Below are 17,210 nucleotides of genomic sequence, written 5' to 3'. Positions count from 1 at the left end.
GGGTCCGAACCGTATGCTGCGGCAGAATGCGAGCTATGCGCACTGACGTGATCACCGTCCAGACCGGGACCCGACCGACCGTCCGGGACATCACCGCAGAGGCCCAGCAGTTCGTCTCCGGCGCGGGCGACGGCCTCCTGCACGTCTTCGTGCCGCACGCCACCGCCGGCCTGGCGATCATCGAGACCGGTTCGGGCTCCGACGACGACCTGCTCACCGCGATCGACGCGCTGCTGCCCACCGACAACCGCTGGCGGCACCGACACGGCTCGCCCGGCCACGGCCGGGACCACGTGCTGCCAGCGTTCGTCCCGCCGTACGCCACCCTGCCGGTGCTCGACGGACGGCTGGCGCTCGGCACCTGGCAGTCGATCTGCCTCGTCGACACCAACGGCGACAACCCCATCCGCCAGGTCCGCTTCTCGTTCCTCCCCGGCTGACGCCCCGGCCGGCCCGCGTCACGATCCGCGCGGCGTCCCGCGCAACCGCCTCCTCGGCGGGAAAGGGCGGCACCGTGCGCGGATCGTGACGGGTCGGGCGGGTTACGGGCGGGCGGTCTCCTGGTCGACGGTCTGCTGACCGGGGTCGACGGACGGCGCGGCGCCGCGGAGCGCCGACGGGAGCGGGTTGTCCGCCGTCTGGTGCAGGCCGGGCACCCGGTCCTCGATCACGAACGAGGCCCGGGTGTACGCGGGCGCGCCCGCGCGGCTGACATACGGCAGCACGTCGAAGTCGGCGGTGAGCTGCCCCGGGGTGATCGTGGTGCGCACGTACCCCCGAAGGTTGTTCTGGAAGCGCAGGTGCGGGTTGAACGCGAACCACGGGTGCGAGCCGGACGGCGAGTCCGCGCCGTCACCGGTCGAGGTGATCGAGGAGCAGACCAGTTCGGTGCCGACGGTGCGCGAGGTCGGGTCGGCGTAGTCCAACTTGAGATCGCTGGCCCAGTGCGCGTGCACGTCGCCGGTCAGCACCACCGGGTTGCGTACCCCGGCGGCCATCCAACCCCGGGTGATGCGGTCCCGAGAGGCGACGTAGCCGTCCCAGGAGTCCATGCTGGTGACGGTGAGCGGGCCGGAGTTGTTGTCCCGCTGGGCGAAGAAGACCTGCTGGCCCAAGATGTCCCACTGGGCGTCCGAGCGGCGGAAGCCGTCCAGCAGCCACGCCTCCTGCTCGGCCCCGGTGATCGACCGGGCCGGGTCGGATGCCGCCGCGCAGTCCCGGTAGCCGTCGCCGCAGGCCTGGTCGTCGCGGTACTGCCGGGTGTCGAGCATGTGGAAGGTGGCCAGCCGCCCCCAGCGCACCCGCCGGTAGAGCTGCATGTCGATGCCGCGGGGAATCGAGGTGCGCCGCAGCGGCATGTTCTCGTAGTACGCCTGGAACGCCGCCGCCCGCCGCGCGAGGAACTCGGCGTCCGGCGCCTCGGGCACCTCGTCGGCCCAGTTGTTCTCCACCTCGTGGTCGTCGAAGACCACCGCCCACGGCGCCACCGCGTGCGCGGCCTGTAGGTCGGCGTCGGTCTTGTACTGGGCGTGCCGCTGCCGGTAGTTGGCCAGTGTCCGGGTCTCCGGCCCCTCGTGGTCACGCGGGTTGCCACCGGGGACGTTGTACGTGTCCGGGGCGTACTCGTACTGGTAGTCGCCCAGGTGCAGGATCAGCTCCGGCTCGGTCTCGGCCAGCCGCCGGTAGGCGGTGAAGTAGCCGTGCTCGTACTGGGAGCAGGAGGCGAAGCCCATCGCCAGGGCGGCTGGCATGGTCCACGGCGCCGGGGCGGTGCGGGTGCGTCCGGTCGGCGAGACGTGGCGCTCGGCCCGGAACCGGTAGAAGTACTCGCGTCCGGGCAGCAGGCCGGCCAACTCCACGTGCACGCTGTGCGCCGAGCGGGTGCGGGCGACCGCGACCCCGCGGCGCACCACGTGCCGGAATCGCTCGTCGGCGGCCAACTCCCAGTGCACCGGCACGTCGCGGTCCGGCATGCCGCCGAGGCCGTCCTCGGCCAGTGGCTGCGGGGCCAGGCGGGTCCACAACACGAACCCGTCGTGGTCGGGGTCGCCGGAGGCCACACCGAGGGTGAACGGGTAGGCCAGCGGCCGGCCCGCCGCCGCGCCGGCCGCCGCCGGCAGCCCGGTGACCGCGCCCACGGCGCCGATCGCGGCGCCGGACAGCAGATGGTACGTCGGGACAGTGACACGAATCCTCCCCAGAATCCGATCTGTGTGACTTGGGGAGCCTCGCGAGCGCCGATGGCCGACAGGTGACAGTGAGTGGCCCTGCTCGTCGCCGACAGTCGAACACCGATGGCCGCCGTCGATCCGCGCCGACAGTCGTCCGACGGGGTGATGCGGCCGGGCAGTGACCGACGATGCCCGGCACTGCGTACGATGTGGCCGTGCCGCAGGAGGTGGGTCCCGCCGCAGGTGAACGGGCGGACCGCGCTGGTCTCGCCGTCGATGTGGTGCGCCGGATGACCCACGTCACCGACGCTCTGCGACACCGGCAGGGCTCCGCGTTCGCCGAGTTGGGGCTCACCCCGGCGGCGGCCCGGGCGCTGCAGGAGTTGGACCCGGACCCCTCGAGGTGATGTCCGACTCCTGACTCCTGTCCGGGCTGACCGACGGGGAGCTGAGCACCCTTCGTGACCTGGTCCGGAAGCTCTCCGACGGTGGCTGTCCGGAGCCCTGCGGGCCAACGTGAGTCGACCGGCGGCGGCCGTGTCCCACTGGGCGAGCAGGGCTTCCGTCGGTAATGCTGTCCGACGTGACCACCCCGCAAGATCTCGACGACCGGTTCCGGGAGATGCTGGCGGCGCTGCCCGCCCCGCAGCGGCGGCGTGACCCCGCCGACCCGGTCACCGACGACGCCCCGCTGACCGGCGCGCGGCTGCTCGACCTGTTCGACGCCCAGCTGACCAGCCGGCAGCTCGACCTGGCCGGCCGCTGGTTGCGCAGCTTCGGGGAGGGTTTCTACACGATCGGCTCGGCCGGGCACGAGAGCAACGCCGCTGTCGCCGCCGCGCTGCGGCCCACCGATCCGGCGCTGCTGCACTACCGCTCCGGCGCGTTCTACTGCCTCCGCGCCGCTCAGTCCGCCGCCGACCCGGCACTCTCCGCCGACCCGGCGCTCGCCGCCGAGCTCGTGCCGACCACCGGACCGGAGCCGGTCGCCGAGCGGGCCACCGACCCGGCACCGGCCACCGACCCCGAGTCGTCCGCGTCCACGGACGGCGCGGCTGTCAGCGGATTCGCGGTGTATGCGGACGCGGCCCGGGACGTGCTGCGCGGGATGGTCGCGTCCAGTCAGGAGCCGATCGCCGGTGGCCGGCACAAGGTGTTCGGCCGCGCCGACCTGGCCGTGGTGCCGACCACCTCCACCATCGCCTCGCACCTGCCCCGCGCGGTCGGGATGGGGCTGGCAGTGGAGCGGTTGCGCCGGCTGGACAGCGCCGGGCGGCGTACCGGGGCCGGGGTGCGGGTGGGTAGTGGTGCGGGTGCCGCGCACGCCCCGTGGCCGCCGGACGCGATAGTGGTCTGCTCCTTCGGTGACGCCTCGGTCAACCACGCCAGCGCCACCGCCGCCTTCAACACCGCCGGCTGGTACGACCACGCCGGGCTGCGCATTCCGGTGCTCTTCGTCTGCGAGGACAACGGGCTGGGCATCAGCGTCCGCTCGCCGGAGGGCTGGGTCGAGGCGACGCTGCGGGCCAAGCCGGGCATCCGCTACTTCACTGCGGACGGGACCGACCCGGTGCGGACGTACGCGGTGGCGGCGGAGGCGGCGGCCTGGGTGCGCCGCAACCGGCGTCCGGCCGTGCTGCACCTGCGCACCGTACGGCTGATGGGGCACGCCGGGGCGGATGCCGAGTCGGCGTACCGGAGCCCGGCCGAGCTGGCCGAGGACCTGGACCGGGACCCGGTGGCCGCCACCGCGCGGCTGCTTGTCGACGCCGGGGTGGCGACCGGCGAGGAGCTGCTGGCCCGGTACGACGAGACCGGCTGGCAGGTACGCCGGCTGGCCGAGGAGGTGCTGGTCGAGCCGAAGCTGACCTCGGCCGCCGAGGTGGTGTCGGCGCTGGCGCCCCGCCGTCCGGTGCGGGTGGCGAGGGCGGTGGCCGACGCCGCGGCGCGGGCCAGCGGACCGGGCGCGGCTGCCCGGGCGGAGGCGTTCGGCGGTAAGCCGCCCGAGCTGGCCGGGCCGATGACCCTGGCGCAGAGCATCAACGCGGCGCTCGCGGACGGCATGCTCGACCACCCGCAGATGGCGATCTTCGGTGAGGACGTGGCCGCCAAGGGCGGCGTGTACGGGGTGACGAAGGGGCTGCGCGACCGGTTCGGGGCGGCCCGGGTCTTCGACACCCTGCTCGACGAGACGTCGGTGCTCGGGCTGGGTCTCGGCGCCGGGTTGGCCGGGATGCTGCCGGTGCCGGAGATTCAGTACCTGGCGTACCTGCACAACGCCGAGGACCAGCTGCGCGGTGAGGCGGCCACCATGCGGTTCTTCTCGCAGGGCGCGTTCCGTAACCCGATGGTGGTGCGGGTGGCGGGGCTGGCGTACCAGGAGGGGTTCGGCGGGCACTTCCACAACGACAACTCGGTGGCCGTACTCCGGGATGTGCCCGGTCTGGTGGTCGCGGTGCCGGCGCGGCCGGACGACGCCGCGCCCATGCTGCGGACCTGCCTGGCGAGCGCGGCCGTGGACGGCAGCGTCTGCGTGTTCCTGGAGCCGATCGCGCTCTACCACACCCGCGACCTGTACGCCGACGGCGACGGGGAGTGGCTGGCCGGCTATCCGGAGCCGGGCGAGTGGGTGTCCGGGCACGTGCCGATCGGGCGAGCCCGGGTCTACCGGGTCGGTTCGGCGGACGACCTCACCATCCTCACCTTCGGTAACGGGGTGCGGATGTCGCTGCGGGCGGCGGCGGTGCTCGCCGAGGAGGGCGTGGGCACCCGGGTGGTGGACCTGCGCTGGCTGGCCCCGCTGCCGGTCGCGGACATCATCCGGGAGGCCTCGGCGACCGGCCGGGTGCTGGTCGTGGACGAGACGCGCCGTTCCGGCGGGGTCGGCGAGGGAGTGATCGCCGCGCTGGTCGACGCCGGATATGTCGGTGCAGCGCGCCGAGTAGCCGGAGTTGACTCGTTTGTACCATTAGGTCCGGCAGCGCGTCAGGTTCTGGTCTCCGCGGAAGCCATTACCGACGGTGCCCGTACGCTGCTGGCACGGTAAATTCCGTTCCACCCGGTGCGCCACTTGCGCGGGGACGCACAAGTGTGTGGACTTTGCCTGACGGCGTCGCACCGACGCCGCGAGCAGGGACGAGATGAGGAGGCACGCGACAGTGAGCGCGACCGCTGGTCAGGCCGCCGACGGGGTACGCAGCCTGGCGGACCGGTTCGGGATCGAACCGGGGATGGTCGTCATGGAGATGGGGTACGACGACGACGTCGACCAGGATCTCCGGGACGCCCTGACCGACCGCTGTGGAGATCTGGTCGACGAGGACACCGATGAGGTGGTCGACGCGGTGCTGGTGTGGTACCGGGATGGCGACGGTGACCTCTTCGAGCTGCTCGTCGACGCCCTCGGCCCGCTGGCCGACAACGGGGTCGTGTGGCTGCTCACCCCGAAGGCAGGGCGTGCGGGGCACGTCGAGCCGAGCGAGGTCGCGGAGTCCGCGCCCACCGCTGGCCTTCAGCAGACCTCGACCGTCAACGCCGGCCGGGACTGGAGCGGGGCACGTCTGGTGCTGCGCCGAGGGGCCAAGGCCAAGAAGTAGCAGACGCCGCTTCGCTCGCCCGGCGGTCCGCCCACCGCCGGGTGGCGGACTGGTGCCGTCTCGCCAACTCGATCCGAGGAGAGCCGCATGCCCATCGAGGTTGGCGCCGAGGCGCCGGACTTCGTGCTGAAGGACCAGAACAACCAGGAGGTCCGGCTCTCGCACTTCCGGGGCAGGCGTACCGTGCTGCTGGTCTTCTACCCGCTCGCCTTCACCGGCACCTGCCAGGGCGAGCTGCACGAGATCCGGGACAACCTCGACGAGTACGTGAACGACGACGTCCAGGTGTTGACGGTGAGCGTCGACTCGGTCTACAGCCACAAGATCTGGGCCGACCGGGAGGGCTACCAGTTCCCCATGCTCGCCGACTTCTGGCCACACGGTGGCGTCGCCCAGGCGTACGGGGTCTTCAACGACGTGGCCGGCTTCGCCAACCGGGGCACCTTCGTCATCGACAAGTCCGGCCTGGTCCGGTTCGCCGAGCTGAACGGCCCGGGCGAGGCCCGCGACCAGCAGGGCTGGCGCAAGGCCCTCGCCGAAGCGACCAGCTGACCGGGGTACGCCTCGCGCCCGCGCCGGCGGTGGGCAGGGTAAGCTTGCCAGCCACCGGCCCGCCGCACGGGCGTTCCGGGCGCGTAGCTCAGTGGGAGAGCACTCGCCTTACAAGCGAGGGGTCGCAGGTTCGAAACCTGCCGCGCCCACAACCTCACCAACGAATGAGCGGGGCAGGGGACAGGGGTGATGGCCTCCGCGCTGACTCGGGGGGCTACCCCGCGCCGGCCGTCGACCGGGTTGCGCAACCGGCCGTTGGTCTCGCGGCGTCCGCCGCCCCACTCCCTGCCCCGTCGAGCGGTATCGGGGACTCGAACCCCGACTTGCTGGGTGAAGCCAGCTACTCTGCCTGTTGAGCTAGTACCGCGTGCTGATGCGCAAGCGCAGCGCGAAGCCAGCCGAATTGTGCAGCCGTCCTACGCTGGTGGCAGTTCGCGCATCGAACCTCGCACTTGGCGATCTCTGCGACCGGCGGTTCTGGAGGCCGCTGCTCTGCCGCTGAGCTACGCCCCTATGTCGTTGTGGTTGCGTACGAACAAGACGCCCGGTCCCTTGCGGGTGGGCGGCATACGTGTGCTGGGACTGCGGTTAGCCGCGCCACCTACCGAGCTTGTGGTCATCGACGGCGGCTGCGGTGATGGACGCACGCCAGCACCCGCGCGGTCGCATGTCTACGAAGATCCAGCAGTCGCTGGGTGACGGTGTACGGGCACGGGACGACGTTGGTCGTGCCGTGGCCGTCGGTGGAACTGCACGAGTGATGCGAGGCGACGAGGTTGCCAGGTTCCTTCACCATGGGAAGTCCCGACCCTCACTGGGAGTGAACGTTGCCTCGTCGCCTGCCTGGTCGCCTGACCGTCGGCGCCTCGCGCCGCCTGCGTCTCTCAGAGCGCGTTTGGTTTGTGGGTTGGCCGGGTGTGTCGCACAGTGGGTTTGGTCGGTGAGGGTGACTGGGTCGGTAGACAGGCGTGGATCGAGTGCGGCGGTATCCGTCTGACCTGACCGACGCCGGGTGGGAGATCATCGAGCCAATGCTGTCGTTAACGCAGTGGATGGGCAGGCCAGAGAAGCACGCCTGCGGGGCCGTCATCGACGCCATCTTGTACGTGGTGCATACCGGTGGCACAGCATGTGGGGTGCGCATCCTCTGCATTGAGATCCGCGCCGAGTGGACGAGGTGCTTGAGCCGGCGGTGGCGGCGTACAGGACAGCTCGGGCGACCGCAGTTCGCAGCGGAACGAGGACGACCTTGCCGTCCTTGCCGCGCACGCGCCGTAACCAGTTGCAATGCCGTTGGCGGCCCCGCGTCAAGGGGTTCCGGAAGCGGTAATTAGCGTGGACCTGTGGTGTTCGAGGATCGTTCGGAAGCGTACCGGGTCGAATTGACCGGCTACTGCTACCGCATGCTCGGCTGCGCCGCCGAGGCCGAGGACGCCGTCCAGGAGACCCTGTACCGCGCTTGGAAAAACGCCGACCGATTCGACGAGCGCAAAGCTGGTCTGCGCACCTGGTTGCACCGGATCGCTACCAACGTCTGCCTCGACATGACCCGTAGCGTCCAGCGGCGCGCGCTCGCGATGGACCTCGGCCCGGCCTCGCCCGCCGGGGGGAACCTCGGTGCGCCGTTGGGCGCCGCCACCTTCGTACAACCAATTCCTGACCGGCTTGTGCTGTCCATCGACAGCGACCCGGCCGAGCTGGCCGTGCAGCGCGAGACGATCCGGCTGGCGTTCGTCGCTGCCCTGCAGTACCTGCCGCCACGCCAGCGGGCGGTGCTCATTCTGCGTGAGGTGCTCTGCTGGTCGGCAGAAGAGGTAGCCGGACTGCTCGACAGCAGCCCGTCTGCGATTAACAGCGCTCTGCAACGCGCGCGGGCCACCATATCCACGCGGCGCCCACCCGGCGGGAGCGGCGAGATCGACGAGAATCTACTCAAGCGGTACGTCCAGGCGTTCACCACTTCCGACGTCGACGGCCTGGTGGCGCTGCTCCGCGAGGACGCGACGATGTCGATGCCGCCGTTCGCGTGGTGGCTCGAGGGACGCGCCGCGATCCGTGCTGCCCTGCTGGGCGCGGCCGGTGTGTGTGGCGATGACCGGCTGGTCCGTTCTGCGGCCAACGGGTCACCAACGGTTGCTCAGTATCGCGACGGGGAGGCGTTGGGCCTGGTCATCCTGGATTGTCGCGACGGACTGATCGCGGGCGTGACGACGTACCTCGAACCGTCCCTGTTCCCGGTGTTCGGCCTGCCGATGAGTTTGGAGCCGTCGTCGCGTATGTAGTGCATGAACGACATCGTTGACATGTGGCATGACGAGCGCGGCGCGGGTGACCCAGTAGTGCTGCTACACGGCGGGATGACCGACAGCCGCTGCTTCACCGGCAACCTCGACGGGCTTGCCGACACGTTCAAGACTTACCTGCCCGACCGGCGCGGCCATGGCCGCACACCGGATGCGCCCGGCCCGCTCACCATCGAGCTGATGGCACAGGACACAATCGCGTTCCTGGAAAGAACGGTCGGCGGTCCAGCCCGGCTGGTGGGATACAGCGCTGGCGGCACAGTAGCGCTGCGGGTAGCGATGCGCCGCACTGACCTGGTCGAGCGCCTCGTCCTAATCAGCACCGCCTACGACCTTGACGGACTGATCTTCAAGCCACAGGCGGGTGGTGCGATGCCCACCGAAATCGTTGACGCCTACGCCGAGGTGTCGCCAGACGGCCGTGACCACTTCCCGGTTGTCATCGACAAAATCGTCCATGCCGTCGCGACCGAGCCGAGCCCAGACCCGGACGACCTGCACGCCGTTACGGCCCGGACCCTCGTCCTAGCCGGCGACGACGACCTGGTCACGCTCGATCACACGGTGGCGCTCTACCGGACGCTACCGACTGCCGAGCTGGCCGTGCTGCCGAACGCCAGCCATCTGCTGCTGCTGGAACACGCCGAGACGGTGCGCACCATGGTCCTGACGTTCCTGACCACGGACGCCGTCCCTACGTACATGCCGATTGCACGTGCCCACCACACCACTTCGAAAGCGTCCGGCAGTTTGCAGATCTAAGAAGGCGTTTACATCTGCGTTAGCCGGGTGTGTTGAAGGTGCGGCGTTGTTGACGGGTCGCGGGCCCACCTCGGGTGAGGCGGTGCAGCATGCCGCCGATGGCGGCCCAGCGGACCATGGCTTCTGACGTGGCGGCATGGGTTTCGTAGTCGCGGGCGAGGCGGCGGTGGGCGGTGAGCCAGGCCAGGGTGCGTTCCACGACCCAACGGCGGGGCTGCACGGCGAAGCCGCGCTGGTCAGCGGGTTTGCGAACGATCTCGATGGTGGTGCGTAGCAGGTCGCGGGCCCAGTCGACGAGGCGGCCAGCAAACCGGAGTGCTTCGGCAAACCGGCCTGCGGTCTCCTTGTTCAGTCCCACGCGTTCACCCTCGCACCGGAAGTGGCTGTCGACAGCAACGAGCCGTGATCGGGGCGGCCATCGCTGCGGCTAAGGCCACCCTCGCCCGCACCGCCCTAGCGTGCCGACGCCCCGCGTGGCCGCAGGGAAGCCAACCGTGCCCTTCGAGCGGCCCGCAGTGAGCGGTCAAGGCCTGCACGGCGGCAACTGGCGCCGCTGGTCCGTCCCATTGAGTCAGATGCTCCGACGCCACCGTCACCCGACCTGACCGCCCCGGCCTCACTACTCAGAGTAACTGAACCATGACTAACTGATCGTGCGGGCTGACTGTGTGCTCGATCAATGAGCAAGTTCCATGGCGGGGAATGTGATCCTGATCTCAATGCCTTTAAGTGGCGGCTGCCGAGTCGGATCGGGCGATCGCACAAGCCATGCACCTTGGCTCGTCGTCGAGCAGGCAAATCATGGCAAGCACCCACAAATTGCATGCTAAATGCAATTTGCATGGTGCATTTCGTCGCACAACCTGTCCGTCTGAGGCTCTCGTATCGGAATAAAACGGGCACGATTCGTCGCACTCAGTCTTCTCATTCCGGACCAAGGAGACGGGTGACCCTCCTGCGCTTGGGTCGTTTGTGAATGGGCGGGCAACCGCGCGCATGGGAAGGGGCGGCACCGATGGCTTCGCGGGCCCGGGGTGCCGCCCCCAACCTGCACTGACACCTAAACAGGAGCGCAGGTCCAATGAACGTAACGAGTGTGAGACGCAAGAGGCTTCGGCCAACCCGGCGGAAGCGCGAGCGGAAGGAATGGTCAGTGACGGATGTGGCGGCCATCCTGAGCGCGGTCGCGGCCTGCCTTGCGGCTCTGGTGGCTTTTGCTTCCTGGTTCACAAGTACGCTGAGTAACTAGCGCAGTCGACATTCGGGCGACGTGGGGGACCGTCGAGAGGCCCTCCACGTCTGCTCAGCCGGCGGGCCGCCCTGCTCAGTCGCGACATGGTCTCAACAAAGGTGAATGTCGAGCGCAACAGGCTGGACGCCAGGGGCCGGTGACAGCAGGCTACGGATCGGCGGCCGATGTCGGGGGCGTGCGGGAACGCGCCTGGGCGAAGCGGCCAACACCGACAAGCGAGGGGGCCGCAGGTTCGAAACCTGCCGCGCCCACCCTCCACCGGTTCTCCTCGACCTCGTCACCTGCTACTTGGTCACCAGGTTCCGCAGCGCGGCGATCGCCGCCCGATTGCTGACCTTCGAATAGACCTTCTTGTCGATCCCGACCATGACGACGAACGGGCACATCTGGTCATCGCCGGCCAGGGTCTTGGTCAGCAGTGCGCGGCCGGTCGCCGCCTCGATGACCCGGAGCCGCCACGTCGTCCGTACCAGCGGCAGCGACTGCGGCTTCGGCTCGTCGAACTTGCAGGTGCGGATCGTCGAGCCGGTCTTGGTCTGGTCGAGGCAGGCGACCAACTGCACCTTCCGGGGATCATCCGTGGCCCAGGTCTCCTCGACCTTCTTCGACAGGCCCAGGTCGTAGTAGTAGCCGCTGTCCTGGTAGCGCAGGCCCGACGCGTCCGAGAGGAGCAGCACGACCGGGTGCGGCGCCTTGCCGGCACGTTTCGGCAGCTCGGGGTAGTAGACGTCGTCGTCGCACACCCGGTTGAGGTCCTCGATCTTCTCCGCTGGGTACGCGCTGGCCTGCGGCCCCTGCGCCACCGGCTCCTCGCTCTCGTCGGGCTGAGCGAACGGGCTGGGGCTGCGGCCGTCGGTGGGCGACAGCGGGGCGCGGGACGACGGGCTGGCCGTCGGGTTCTCCTCAGCCCGCAGCAGGAAGAAGCCGCCGACCAACCCGACGCAGGCCAGCAGCACCAGCACCACGAAGCCCGCCACCACGGCGACGATGATGCTGGTGTTGTTGGACTGGGCGGACGGTGTGGGCGCGGGAGGCCACCCGGTCGGCGGGACGTCCGCGCCGGTGACCGGAGCCGCCGGTGCGGTCGGCTCGTCCGGCGGCGTCGCGGCCGCACCAGCAGCCGGACCCGGCACCGGAGGAGGGCTCACCTCGGCCGGACCTGGAACCGGAGGAGGGCTCACCTCGGCCGGACCTGGAACCGGAGGAGGGCTCACCTCGGCCGGACCTGGAACCGGACCAGGGGTCGCGTCGGGGTCGGGCCTGGTGTCGGCCATGCGGGGGAGTCCTCTATTCGATCAAGGGGAACCGCGACCGTATCAATCTTGTGCACGGAAGGTGACCCCGTTTCCGCGTCGCCGCACGGGTACGTCGCCGCGTCGCGCCGCGGCGGGCATCGTCATGATGTCCTGGTGCAGGACACCGTCGCCGTCGCGCTGATCACCTCGCTGTCCACGTTGGCCGCCGCCGCCCTGACCGGGCTGGTCGGCGCGCGCAGCACCCGCCGGCAGTTGGCCCACCACCTCACCGTCGCCCGGCAGGAGAGTGCCGAGCGGTGGGCGACCCGCCGCGACGAGCTGCGGCGGGACGCGTACGTCGGGTTCCTGGGCGCCTGCGACCAGGCGTACCGGCAGTTGGACCGGCGGTGGCTGGACGTCGGCGGGGGTGAGCCGGCACCCGGCTACGACGAGACGTACGCGGCGATGCGCGCCGTGGACGAAACGTACAACCTGGTGTTGCTGGCCGGCCCGGAAACGGTCGCGGCGGCCGGCCGGGTCGTGCTGACCAGCCTCACCGCTGAGTACGCCGACCAGCGCCGGTTCGGTGCCGAGCCGGGTGCCGCGGACGCGCCGCTGCGGGACCGGCACCGGGAGCGCTGGCTCGCCGCGATCGAGGTACGGACGAACCGTCGCATCACGTTTGTCGACGCGGTACGTCAGGTGCTGGATCCCGACGCGGACGGGCGCGCCGGACGGTGACCGGCGCGCCCCGGATGCTCAGCTGGTGAAGCCGCCGTCCACGTTGACCACCGCGCCGGTCAGGTAGCCGGCTTCGGGGCTGGCCAGGTGCGCGACGGTCGCCGCGATGTCGGCGGGGAGGGCGAACCGGCCGAGCGCGGTGAACCCGGCGATGGTCGCCGCGTTCGGCCCGTCCGCCGGGTTGGCGTCGGTGTCCGTCGGCCCGGGGTTGACCAGGTTGACGGTGATGTGCCGGGGGCCCAGTTCGCGGGCCAGCGCCCGGGTCAACCCGACCAGGGCGGTCTTGCTCATCGCATAGAGCGTCAGCCCGGGAAAGACCGCCCGCTCACCGACGTTGCTGCCGATGCTGATGATGCGCCCGCCCGCGCTCAGGTGCCGCAACGCCGCCCGCACGGCGACGTACGGTGCCCGGATGTTCACCGCGATCGTCTGCTCCACCTCCGTCATGTCGAGCTCGTCCATCGGGCCGACCGGGAACACCGCGGCGTTGTTCACCAGGATGTCCAGCCGACCCAGTTCGGTGGCCACCCGGTCGACCGCGTCCCCGACGGCGGTGGGGTCGACGCCGTCCGCCTGGATCGCCACCGCCCTGCGGCCCAGCGCCTCGATCTGCTTGACCACTGTCGCGGCCCGGTCCGCGTCCTGCCGGTAGGTCAGCGCCACGTCAGCACCGTCCTGGGCCAGGCGCAGGGCGATGCCGGCTCCGATGCCCCGGGAGCCCCCGGTCACCACTGCCACCTTGTCGTTGAGTGTCATCGTCATGCAAACGATCATGTGGCCGGGCCGATCGCCTGTCTGGCGGCTATCAGACCCCTCGCTCCCAGCGCCAGGTCCGATACCCGCGACCTCGGGACCCGTCGAGTCGCCCGGATGTCAGGGTGGGCGAGGATGGTGCTGATTCTGGCGGCCGAACGACTCGGGGAGCGTGAGTGATGGCGGGACTGGCAGACATCGGCGCGGTGCTGTTCGACATGGACGGCACCCTCGTCGACTCCGACGCCGCCGTGGAGCGGGCCTGGCAGCGGTGGGCCGTCGAGTACGCCGTGGACCCCGCCGCCGCACTGGCGATCGCGCACGGCAGCCCGGCCGACCGGACCATCCGCCGGCTGCTGCCCGCGCTCGACGACAGCACGGTCGCCACCGCGGCGGCCCGGCAGTTGGCGTTGCAGTACGACGACCTGTCCGACGTGACGGCCACCCCCGGGGCGCCCGAACTGCTGCGCGAGCTGGTCCGGATGGGGCTGCCCTGGGCGGTGGTGACCAGCGCGGACGCCCGGCTGGCCGAGGCACGGCTCGGCGCGGCTGGCATCGTCGCGCCCGTGCTGGTCACTGTGGAGGACGTGCGCGTCGGCAAACCGGACCCGGAGGGCTACCTGCGGGCCGCCGCGCTGTTGGGCGTACCCGTGGCGCGGTGCCTCGTCGTCGAGGACGCCGAGGTCGGGCTGCGGGCCGGGCGGGCCGCCGGCGCGATGACGGCCGCGCTGAAGGGGCTCGACGGCGATCTGCGTCTCGACGACCTGGCGCAGTTGGCGCGTCAGCTCACGTCGGCCTGCGCGACGCCCTGACCCACCGGAAGGCCCGGCGATGGAAGTTGCCGTCCCAGCCGTGCCAGCGGGGACAGGGCCATCAGCAGCGGCGACACCACCATGCCGGCGGCCGTGACCAGCAGGGTGCCGCGCAGTCCCCACTCGCCAGCGAGAAAGCCGCCGCACAGCGAACCGAGCGGGGTGAGGCCCATGCCGGCAAACGTGATCGTCGCGGCGACGCGGCCCTGCAACTGGTCCGGGGTGACGGAGGTCGGTCAGGCTCTACCGTGTCCGTGTCCGTGTCTGGTCTGCCGCACTACCGGCCGAGGACGACGAAGAGGGAGGCGCTGTGGAGTTGACGCTGACGCCGGTGACGGCGGCGGAACTGGCCCGCCTGCTGGTCCCGCTGGAGGAGGAGTTCGCCGGGGACCTGGTGGCCCACCGGGGGATGACCCCGGCCGCGGCCCGGCAGCGGTCGGCCGACCAGATCCGGGAGTCGCTGCCGGCGGGCGTGGCCACCGAGGGGGCGCTGCTGCGCCTGGCCAGGGTCGGCGACACCGAGGTCGGCTGGATCTGGGTGACCGTGCCGAAGCCGGGCGAGTCACGGGCCTGGATCCACAACATCGAGGTGCGCCCGGAACACCGGGGACAAGGCCACGCACGGCGGATGATCCAGCTCATCGAGGCGGAACTCGCCCAGCTCGGGGTGCCGGAGCTGGGTCTGAACGTGTTCGGCAGCAACACCGTGGGGATCGGGCTCTACCGGAGTCTGGGTTTCGAGGTCACCTCGCAGCAGATGGCGAAGCGGATCCTCCCGGGGAGCTGAGCGGTGCGGCGGTCCCCCGGGCAGGACTGTTCACCTGCCCAGCGGGAAACCCGCCCGGACCGCACCTGGGGAGGAGCGACGGATGACGCACGGCGCCGGACTGACCATCGGTGTGCTCGGTTCGTACGGTGGGCGAAACCTCGGCGACGAGGCGATCCTCACCGGCCTGCTCACCGATCTGCGGACGCAGGAGCCGAACGCCCGGATCATCGTCTTCTCCCGCAACCCGGCGCACACCCGGGCCGCCCACCCCGACGTCGAGGCGGTGCCCTGGGAGGGCGTCAGCCGCACCGACTCCGCCCTGGTCCTGGCCCAGCTCGACCTGCTCATCCTGGGCGGCGGCGGCATCCTCTACGACCGGGAGGCCCGCCGCTACCTGCGGGTGGTCCGGGTCGCCCAGGAGCGGGGCCTGCCGCTGATCACGTACGCGGTGGGGGTCGGGCCGCTCGGTGAGGCGGTGGACACCGGCATGGTCCGGGAGACGCTCTCCGGCGCGACCCAGGTGACCGTCCGGGACCAGGAGTCCCGGATGGTGCTGGAGGAGGCGGGTCTGCTCAACCCGATCACGGTCACCGCGGACCCGGCGTTCCTGCTGCAACCGGAGGAGTTCCCGACCCACCTGCTGGCCGAGGAGGGGGTGCCGGTCGGTAAGCGGCTGGTCGGGATCAGCGTGCGGGAGCCGGGGCGGGCCGCCGAACGCCTCGACGTGGACGGCTACCACCGGCTGTTGGCGCAGATCGGTGACTTCCTGGTGCACCGGATCGACGCGTACGTGCTGTTCGTGCCGATGGAACGCGACGACATCAGGCACTCCCACGGGGTGCTGTCGCACATGGTCGCCGCCGAGCGGGGCCGGATCCTGCACGGCACCTACTCGCCGCAGCAGGTGCTCGGGTTGATGCGCCACTTCGACCTGGCCGTCGGCATGCGCCTGCACTTCCTCATCTTCGCGGCGATGGTCGGCACACCGTTCCTGCCCCTGCCGTACGCCGGCAAGGTCTTCGACCTGGCCCAGCGGCTCGGGGTGCCGGCGCTACGCGGCGTGGAGCGGGAGGTGGAGGGGCCGCTGCTGGCCGAGGTCGACCGGCTCTGGGACGAGCGGGAGCAACGCGCCGAGGCCACCGCGCGACGGGTGGCGGAGGTGTGCGATCAGGCGCGCGGCACCTCGGAGGTCACCCGGGGGGTGCTGGAGAGCCTGCGCAGCAGGGCCCTCACCCGGGTCTGAGCGGGCCGTTCACACCGCCGGACCGGTCCACCGGTAACGCCACTCGCGGGCCTCCTCGCGGGCGGTCTCCAACTCGTAGATCTGCGCGTCGGCCAGCCCACCGGCGCCGAGGTGGTGGTGGGTCAGCGGTGGGCGACCGTTGGTGTCCAGCTCGACGGTGATCGTCTGCCCGTCCGCGGCACCGCCGACGAGCAGGATCTGCACGGAGGAAGCCATGCGCCCATCCTGCCCGTCGCGCCGCCCGCCCGCAGCGATAGCGGGGCAGCGCGGTGGCTCGACCGTGGCTAGGGTCGGCTGATGAGGCACACCATCGATCCGACGCTCGGTCCGGTGCTGGCCCGCACCGCGACGAGCGCGCCGTGCTGGAATCGTTCCTGGACTTCCACCGTGCCGTGCTGCTGCGCAAACTGCGCGGTCTCTCCGACGCCGACGTCCGCCGCCGGCTGGTGCCCACGGCGACCACGCTCGCCGGGCTGGTCAAGCACCTGACAGTGGTCGAGCGGAACTGGTTCCCGACCCTGCTGGCCCCCGAGCCCGGCGACGTCTACCTCACCTCGGAGGAGGACGCGCTGGCCAGCTTCACGCTCACCGACCAGGACACCGTCGCCGGGCTGGTCGACGGGTACGAGCGGGCCTGCGCCCGGTCCCGGGCGGTCGCCGCGAGCCTCGACCTCGACCATGTGGTGCCGCACCCGCAGCTCGGCGAGGTCTCGCTGCGCTGGATCCTGGTGCACCTGATCGAGGAGACGGCCCGGCACGTGGGTCACGCCGACATCCTGCGCGAGTTGACCGACGGCGAGACCGGCGCGCTCTGACCGTCGGGTGCCGCACCCGGGTGTTGCCCGGGGCCGCCTATCCTAGGCTCGGGCGGCGACGAGGGGGAGTACGTGCTGGTCGATCCACGGGCTGTGGCGGCCCGGCGGCGGCTCGACCGCCGGCCTCGCCGTCTGGGCGGAGGACAGCGCCGCGCACCGCCGCCGACCGCACCGGCCGGCCTGCCCGGGAACGCCCGCACCCCTTC

Annotated in this window: 15 protein-coding genes, 2 tRNA genes and 4 pseudogenes; 14 read left to right on the top strand and 7 right to left on the bottom strand. The window is 71.0% G+C overall.

Going from position 1 to position 17,210, the window contains the following annotated elements; genetic code table 11:
• The first annotated feature begins 35 nt into the window (after positions 1-35).
• Positions 36-440, top strand: coding sequence for a YjbQ family protein (locus JM949_RS15520; RefSeq protein WP_203149181.1), 405 nt, complete (start codon positions 36-38; stop codon positions 438-440).
• A gap of 102 nt (positions 441-542) precedes the next feature.
• Here JM949_RS15520 and JM949_RS15515 read toward each other — a convergent pair whose 3' ends face one another.
• On the bottom strand, positions 543-2,138 hold the full coding sequence (locus JM949_RS15515; protein WP_309232169.1) for an alkaline phosphatase D family protein: 1,596 nt from the start codon (positions 2,136-2,138) through the stop codon (positions 543-545).
• Between the two features lie 248 nt (positions 2,139-2,386).
• Between JM949_RS15515 and JM949_RS39170 the strand changes: the two genes are divergently transcribed.
• The 6 genes and pseudogenes from JM949_RS39170 to JM949_RS15490 all read left to right on the top strand — a co-directional run bounded on the left by JM949_RS39170 (position 2,387) and on the right by JM949_RS15490 (position 6,468).
• On the top strand, positions 2,387-2,578 hold the full coding sequence (locus JM949_RS39170; protein WP_309232168.1) for a hypothetical protein: 192 nt from the start codon (positions 2,387-2,389) through the stop codon (positions 2,576-2,578).
• Positions 2,579-2,742: 164 nt separating this feature from the next.
• A pseudogene (locus JM949_RS39730) lies at positions 2,743-3,088 on the top strand (transketolase); the annotation flags it as partial.
• Between the two features lie 92 nt (positions 3,089-3,180).
• Positions 3,181-5,217: pseudogene (locus tag JM949_RS15505) on the top strand (thiamine pyrophosphate-dependent enzyme); the annotation flags it as partial.
• Positions 5,218-5,329: 112 nt separating this feature from the next.
• Entirely contained in the window at positions 5,330-5,767 is a 438-nt protein-coding gene (locus JM949_RS15500; protein WP_203149179.1) for a DUF3052 domain-containing protein, read from the top strand.
• A gap of 87 nt (positions 5,768-5,854) precedes the next feature.
• On the top strand, positions 5,855-6,319 hold the full coding sequence (locus tag JM949_RS15495) for a peroxiredoxin (RefSeq protein ID WP_203149178.1): 465 nt from the start codon (positions 5,855-5,857) through the stop codon (positions 6,317-6,319).
• Between the two features lie 77 nt (positions 6,320-6,396).
• Positions 6,397-6,468, top strand: a tRNA-Val gene (locus JM949_RS15490).
• Positions 6,469-6,615: 147 nt separating this feature from the next.
• On the opposite strand, the gene JM949_RS15485 is transcribed toward JM949_RS15490, so the two are convergent.
• Positions 6,616-6,686, bottom strand: a tRNA-OTHER gene (locus tag JM949_RS15485).
• A 976-nt stretch (positions 6,687-7,662) separates the two neighbouring features.
• Between JM949_RS15485 and JM949_RS15480 the strand changes: the two genes are divergently transcribed.
• Positions 7,663-8,601 (top strand): sigma-70 family RNA polymerase sigma factor, encoded by a 939-nt coding sequence (locus tag JM949_RS15480; RefSeq protein ID WP_203149177.1) that lies wholly within the window; start codon positions 7,663-7,665, stop codon positions 8,599-8,601.
• A gap of 3 nt (positions 8,602-8,604) precedes the next feature.
• Positions 8,605-9,384 carry an alpha/beta fold hydrolase gene (locus JM949_RS15475; protein WP_109817780.1) on the top strand — a complete coding sequence of 260 codons (780 nt, stop codon included), beginning with the start codon at positions 8,605-8,607 and terminating at the stop codon, positions 9,382-9,384.
• Between the two features lie 19 nt (positions 9,385-9,403).
• Here the strand turns inward: JM949_RS15475 and JM949_RS39725 are convergent.
• Positions 9,404-9,613: pseudogene (locus JM949_RS39725) on the bottom strand (hypothetical protein); the annotation flags it as partial.
• Between the two features lie 1,307 nt (positions 9,614-10,920).
• Positions 10,921-11,784, bottom strand: a complete 864-nt coding sequence (locus JM949_RS15465; protein ID WP_203149176.1) for a hypothetical protein — start codon at positions 11,782-11,784, stop codon at positions 10,921-10,923.
• Positions 11,785-12,045: 261 nt separating this feature from the next.
• On the opposite strand from JM949_RS15465, the gene JM949_RS15460 reads away from it, so the two are divergent.
• On the top strand, positions 12,046-12,612 hold the full coding sequence (locus tag JM949_RS15460; RefSeq protein ID WP_203149175.1) for a hypothetical protein: 567 nt from the start codon (positions 12,046-12,048) through the stop codon (positions 12,610-12,612).
• An 18-nt stretch (positions 12,613-12,630) separates the two neighbouring features.
• Here the strand turns inward: JM949_RS15460 and JM949_RS15455 are convergent, their stop codons facing one another.
• Entirely contained in the window at positions 12,631-13,374 is a 744-nt protein-coding gene (locus tag JM949_RS15455) for an SDR family NAD(P)-dependent oxidoreductase (RefSeq protein ID WP_203149174.1), read from the bottom strand.
• A 170-nt stretch (positions 13,375-13,544) separates the two neighbouring features.
• On the opposite strand from JM949_RS15455, the gene JM949_RS15450 reads away from it, so the two are divergent.
• Positions 13,545-14,177: an HAD-IA family hydrolase gene (locus JM949_RS15450; RefSeq protein WP_203149173.1), complete on the top strand. Its 633-nt coding sequence runs from the start codon at positions 13,545-13,547 to the stop codon at positions 14,175-14,177.
• On the opposite strand, the gene JM949_RS15445 is transcribed toward JM949_RS15450, so the two are convergent.
• Positions 14,147-14,389, bottom strand: a complete 243-nt coding sequence (locus JM949_RS15445; protein WP_203149172.1) for a hypothetical protein — start codon at positions 14,387-14,389, stop codon at positions 14,147-14,149. The two genes, JM949_RS15450 and JM949_RS15445, sit on opposite strands and share 31 nt — an antisense overlap.
• A gap of 98 nt (positions 14,390-14,487) precedes the next feature.
• Here JM949_RS15445 and JM949_RS15440 point away from each other — a divergent pair, with 98 nt between their 5' ends.
• Both JM949_RS15440 and JM949_RS15435 read left to right on the top strand, forming a co-directional pair.
• Entirely contained in the window at positions 14,488-14,964 is a 477-nt protein-coding gene (locus JM949_RS15440; protein WP_203149171.1) for a GNAT family N-acetyltransferase, read from the top strand.
• Positions 14,965-15,046: 82 nt separating this feature from the next.
• A complete protein-coding gene (locus JM949_RS15435; protein ID WP_203149170.1) occupies positions 15,047-16,189 on the top strand; it encodes a polysaccharide pyruvyl transferase family protein in 1,143 nt (380 codons plus the stop codon).
• Positions 16,190-16,198: 9 nt separating this feature from the next.
• On the opposite strand, the gene JM949_RS15430 is transcribed toward JM949_RS15435, so the two are convergent.
• Positions 16,199-16,405: a hypothetical protein gene (locus JM949_RS15430; RefSeq protein WP_203149169.1), complete on the bottom strand. Its 207-nt coding sequence runs from the start codon at positions 16,403-16,405 to the stop codon at positions 16,199-16,201.
• Positions 16,406-16,486: 81 nt separating this feature from the next.
• Between JM949_RS15430 and JM949_RS15425 the strand changes: the two are divergent.
• Positions 16,487-17,004, top strand: a pseudogene (locus tag JM949_RS15425) (DinB family protein).
• Positions 17,005-17,210: the final 206 nt, after the last annotated feature.

The organism is Micromonospora tarensis, from assembly GCF_016803395.1.
Taxonomy (GTDB): domain Bacteria; phylum Actinomycetota; class Actinomycetes; order Mycobacteriales; family Micromonosporaceae; genus Micromonospora; species Micromonospora tarensis.
Note: the sequence above shows the minus strand (reverse complement) of the source record. Positions and strands in the feature narration are given on the sequence as shown.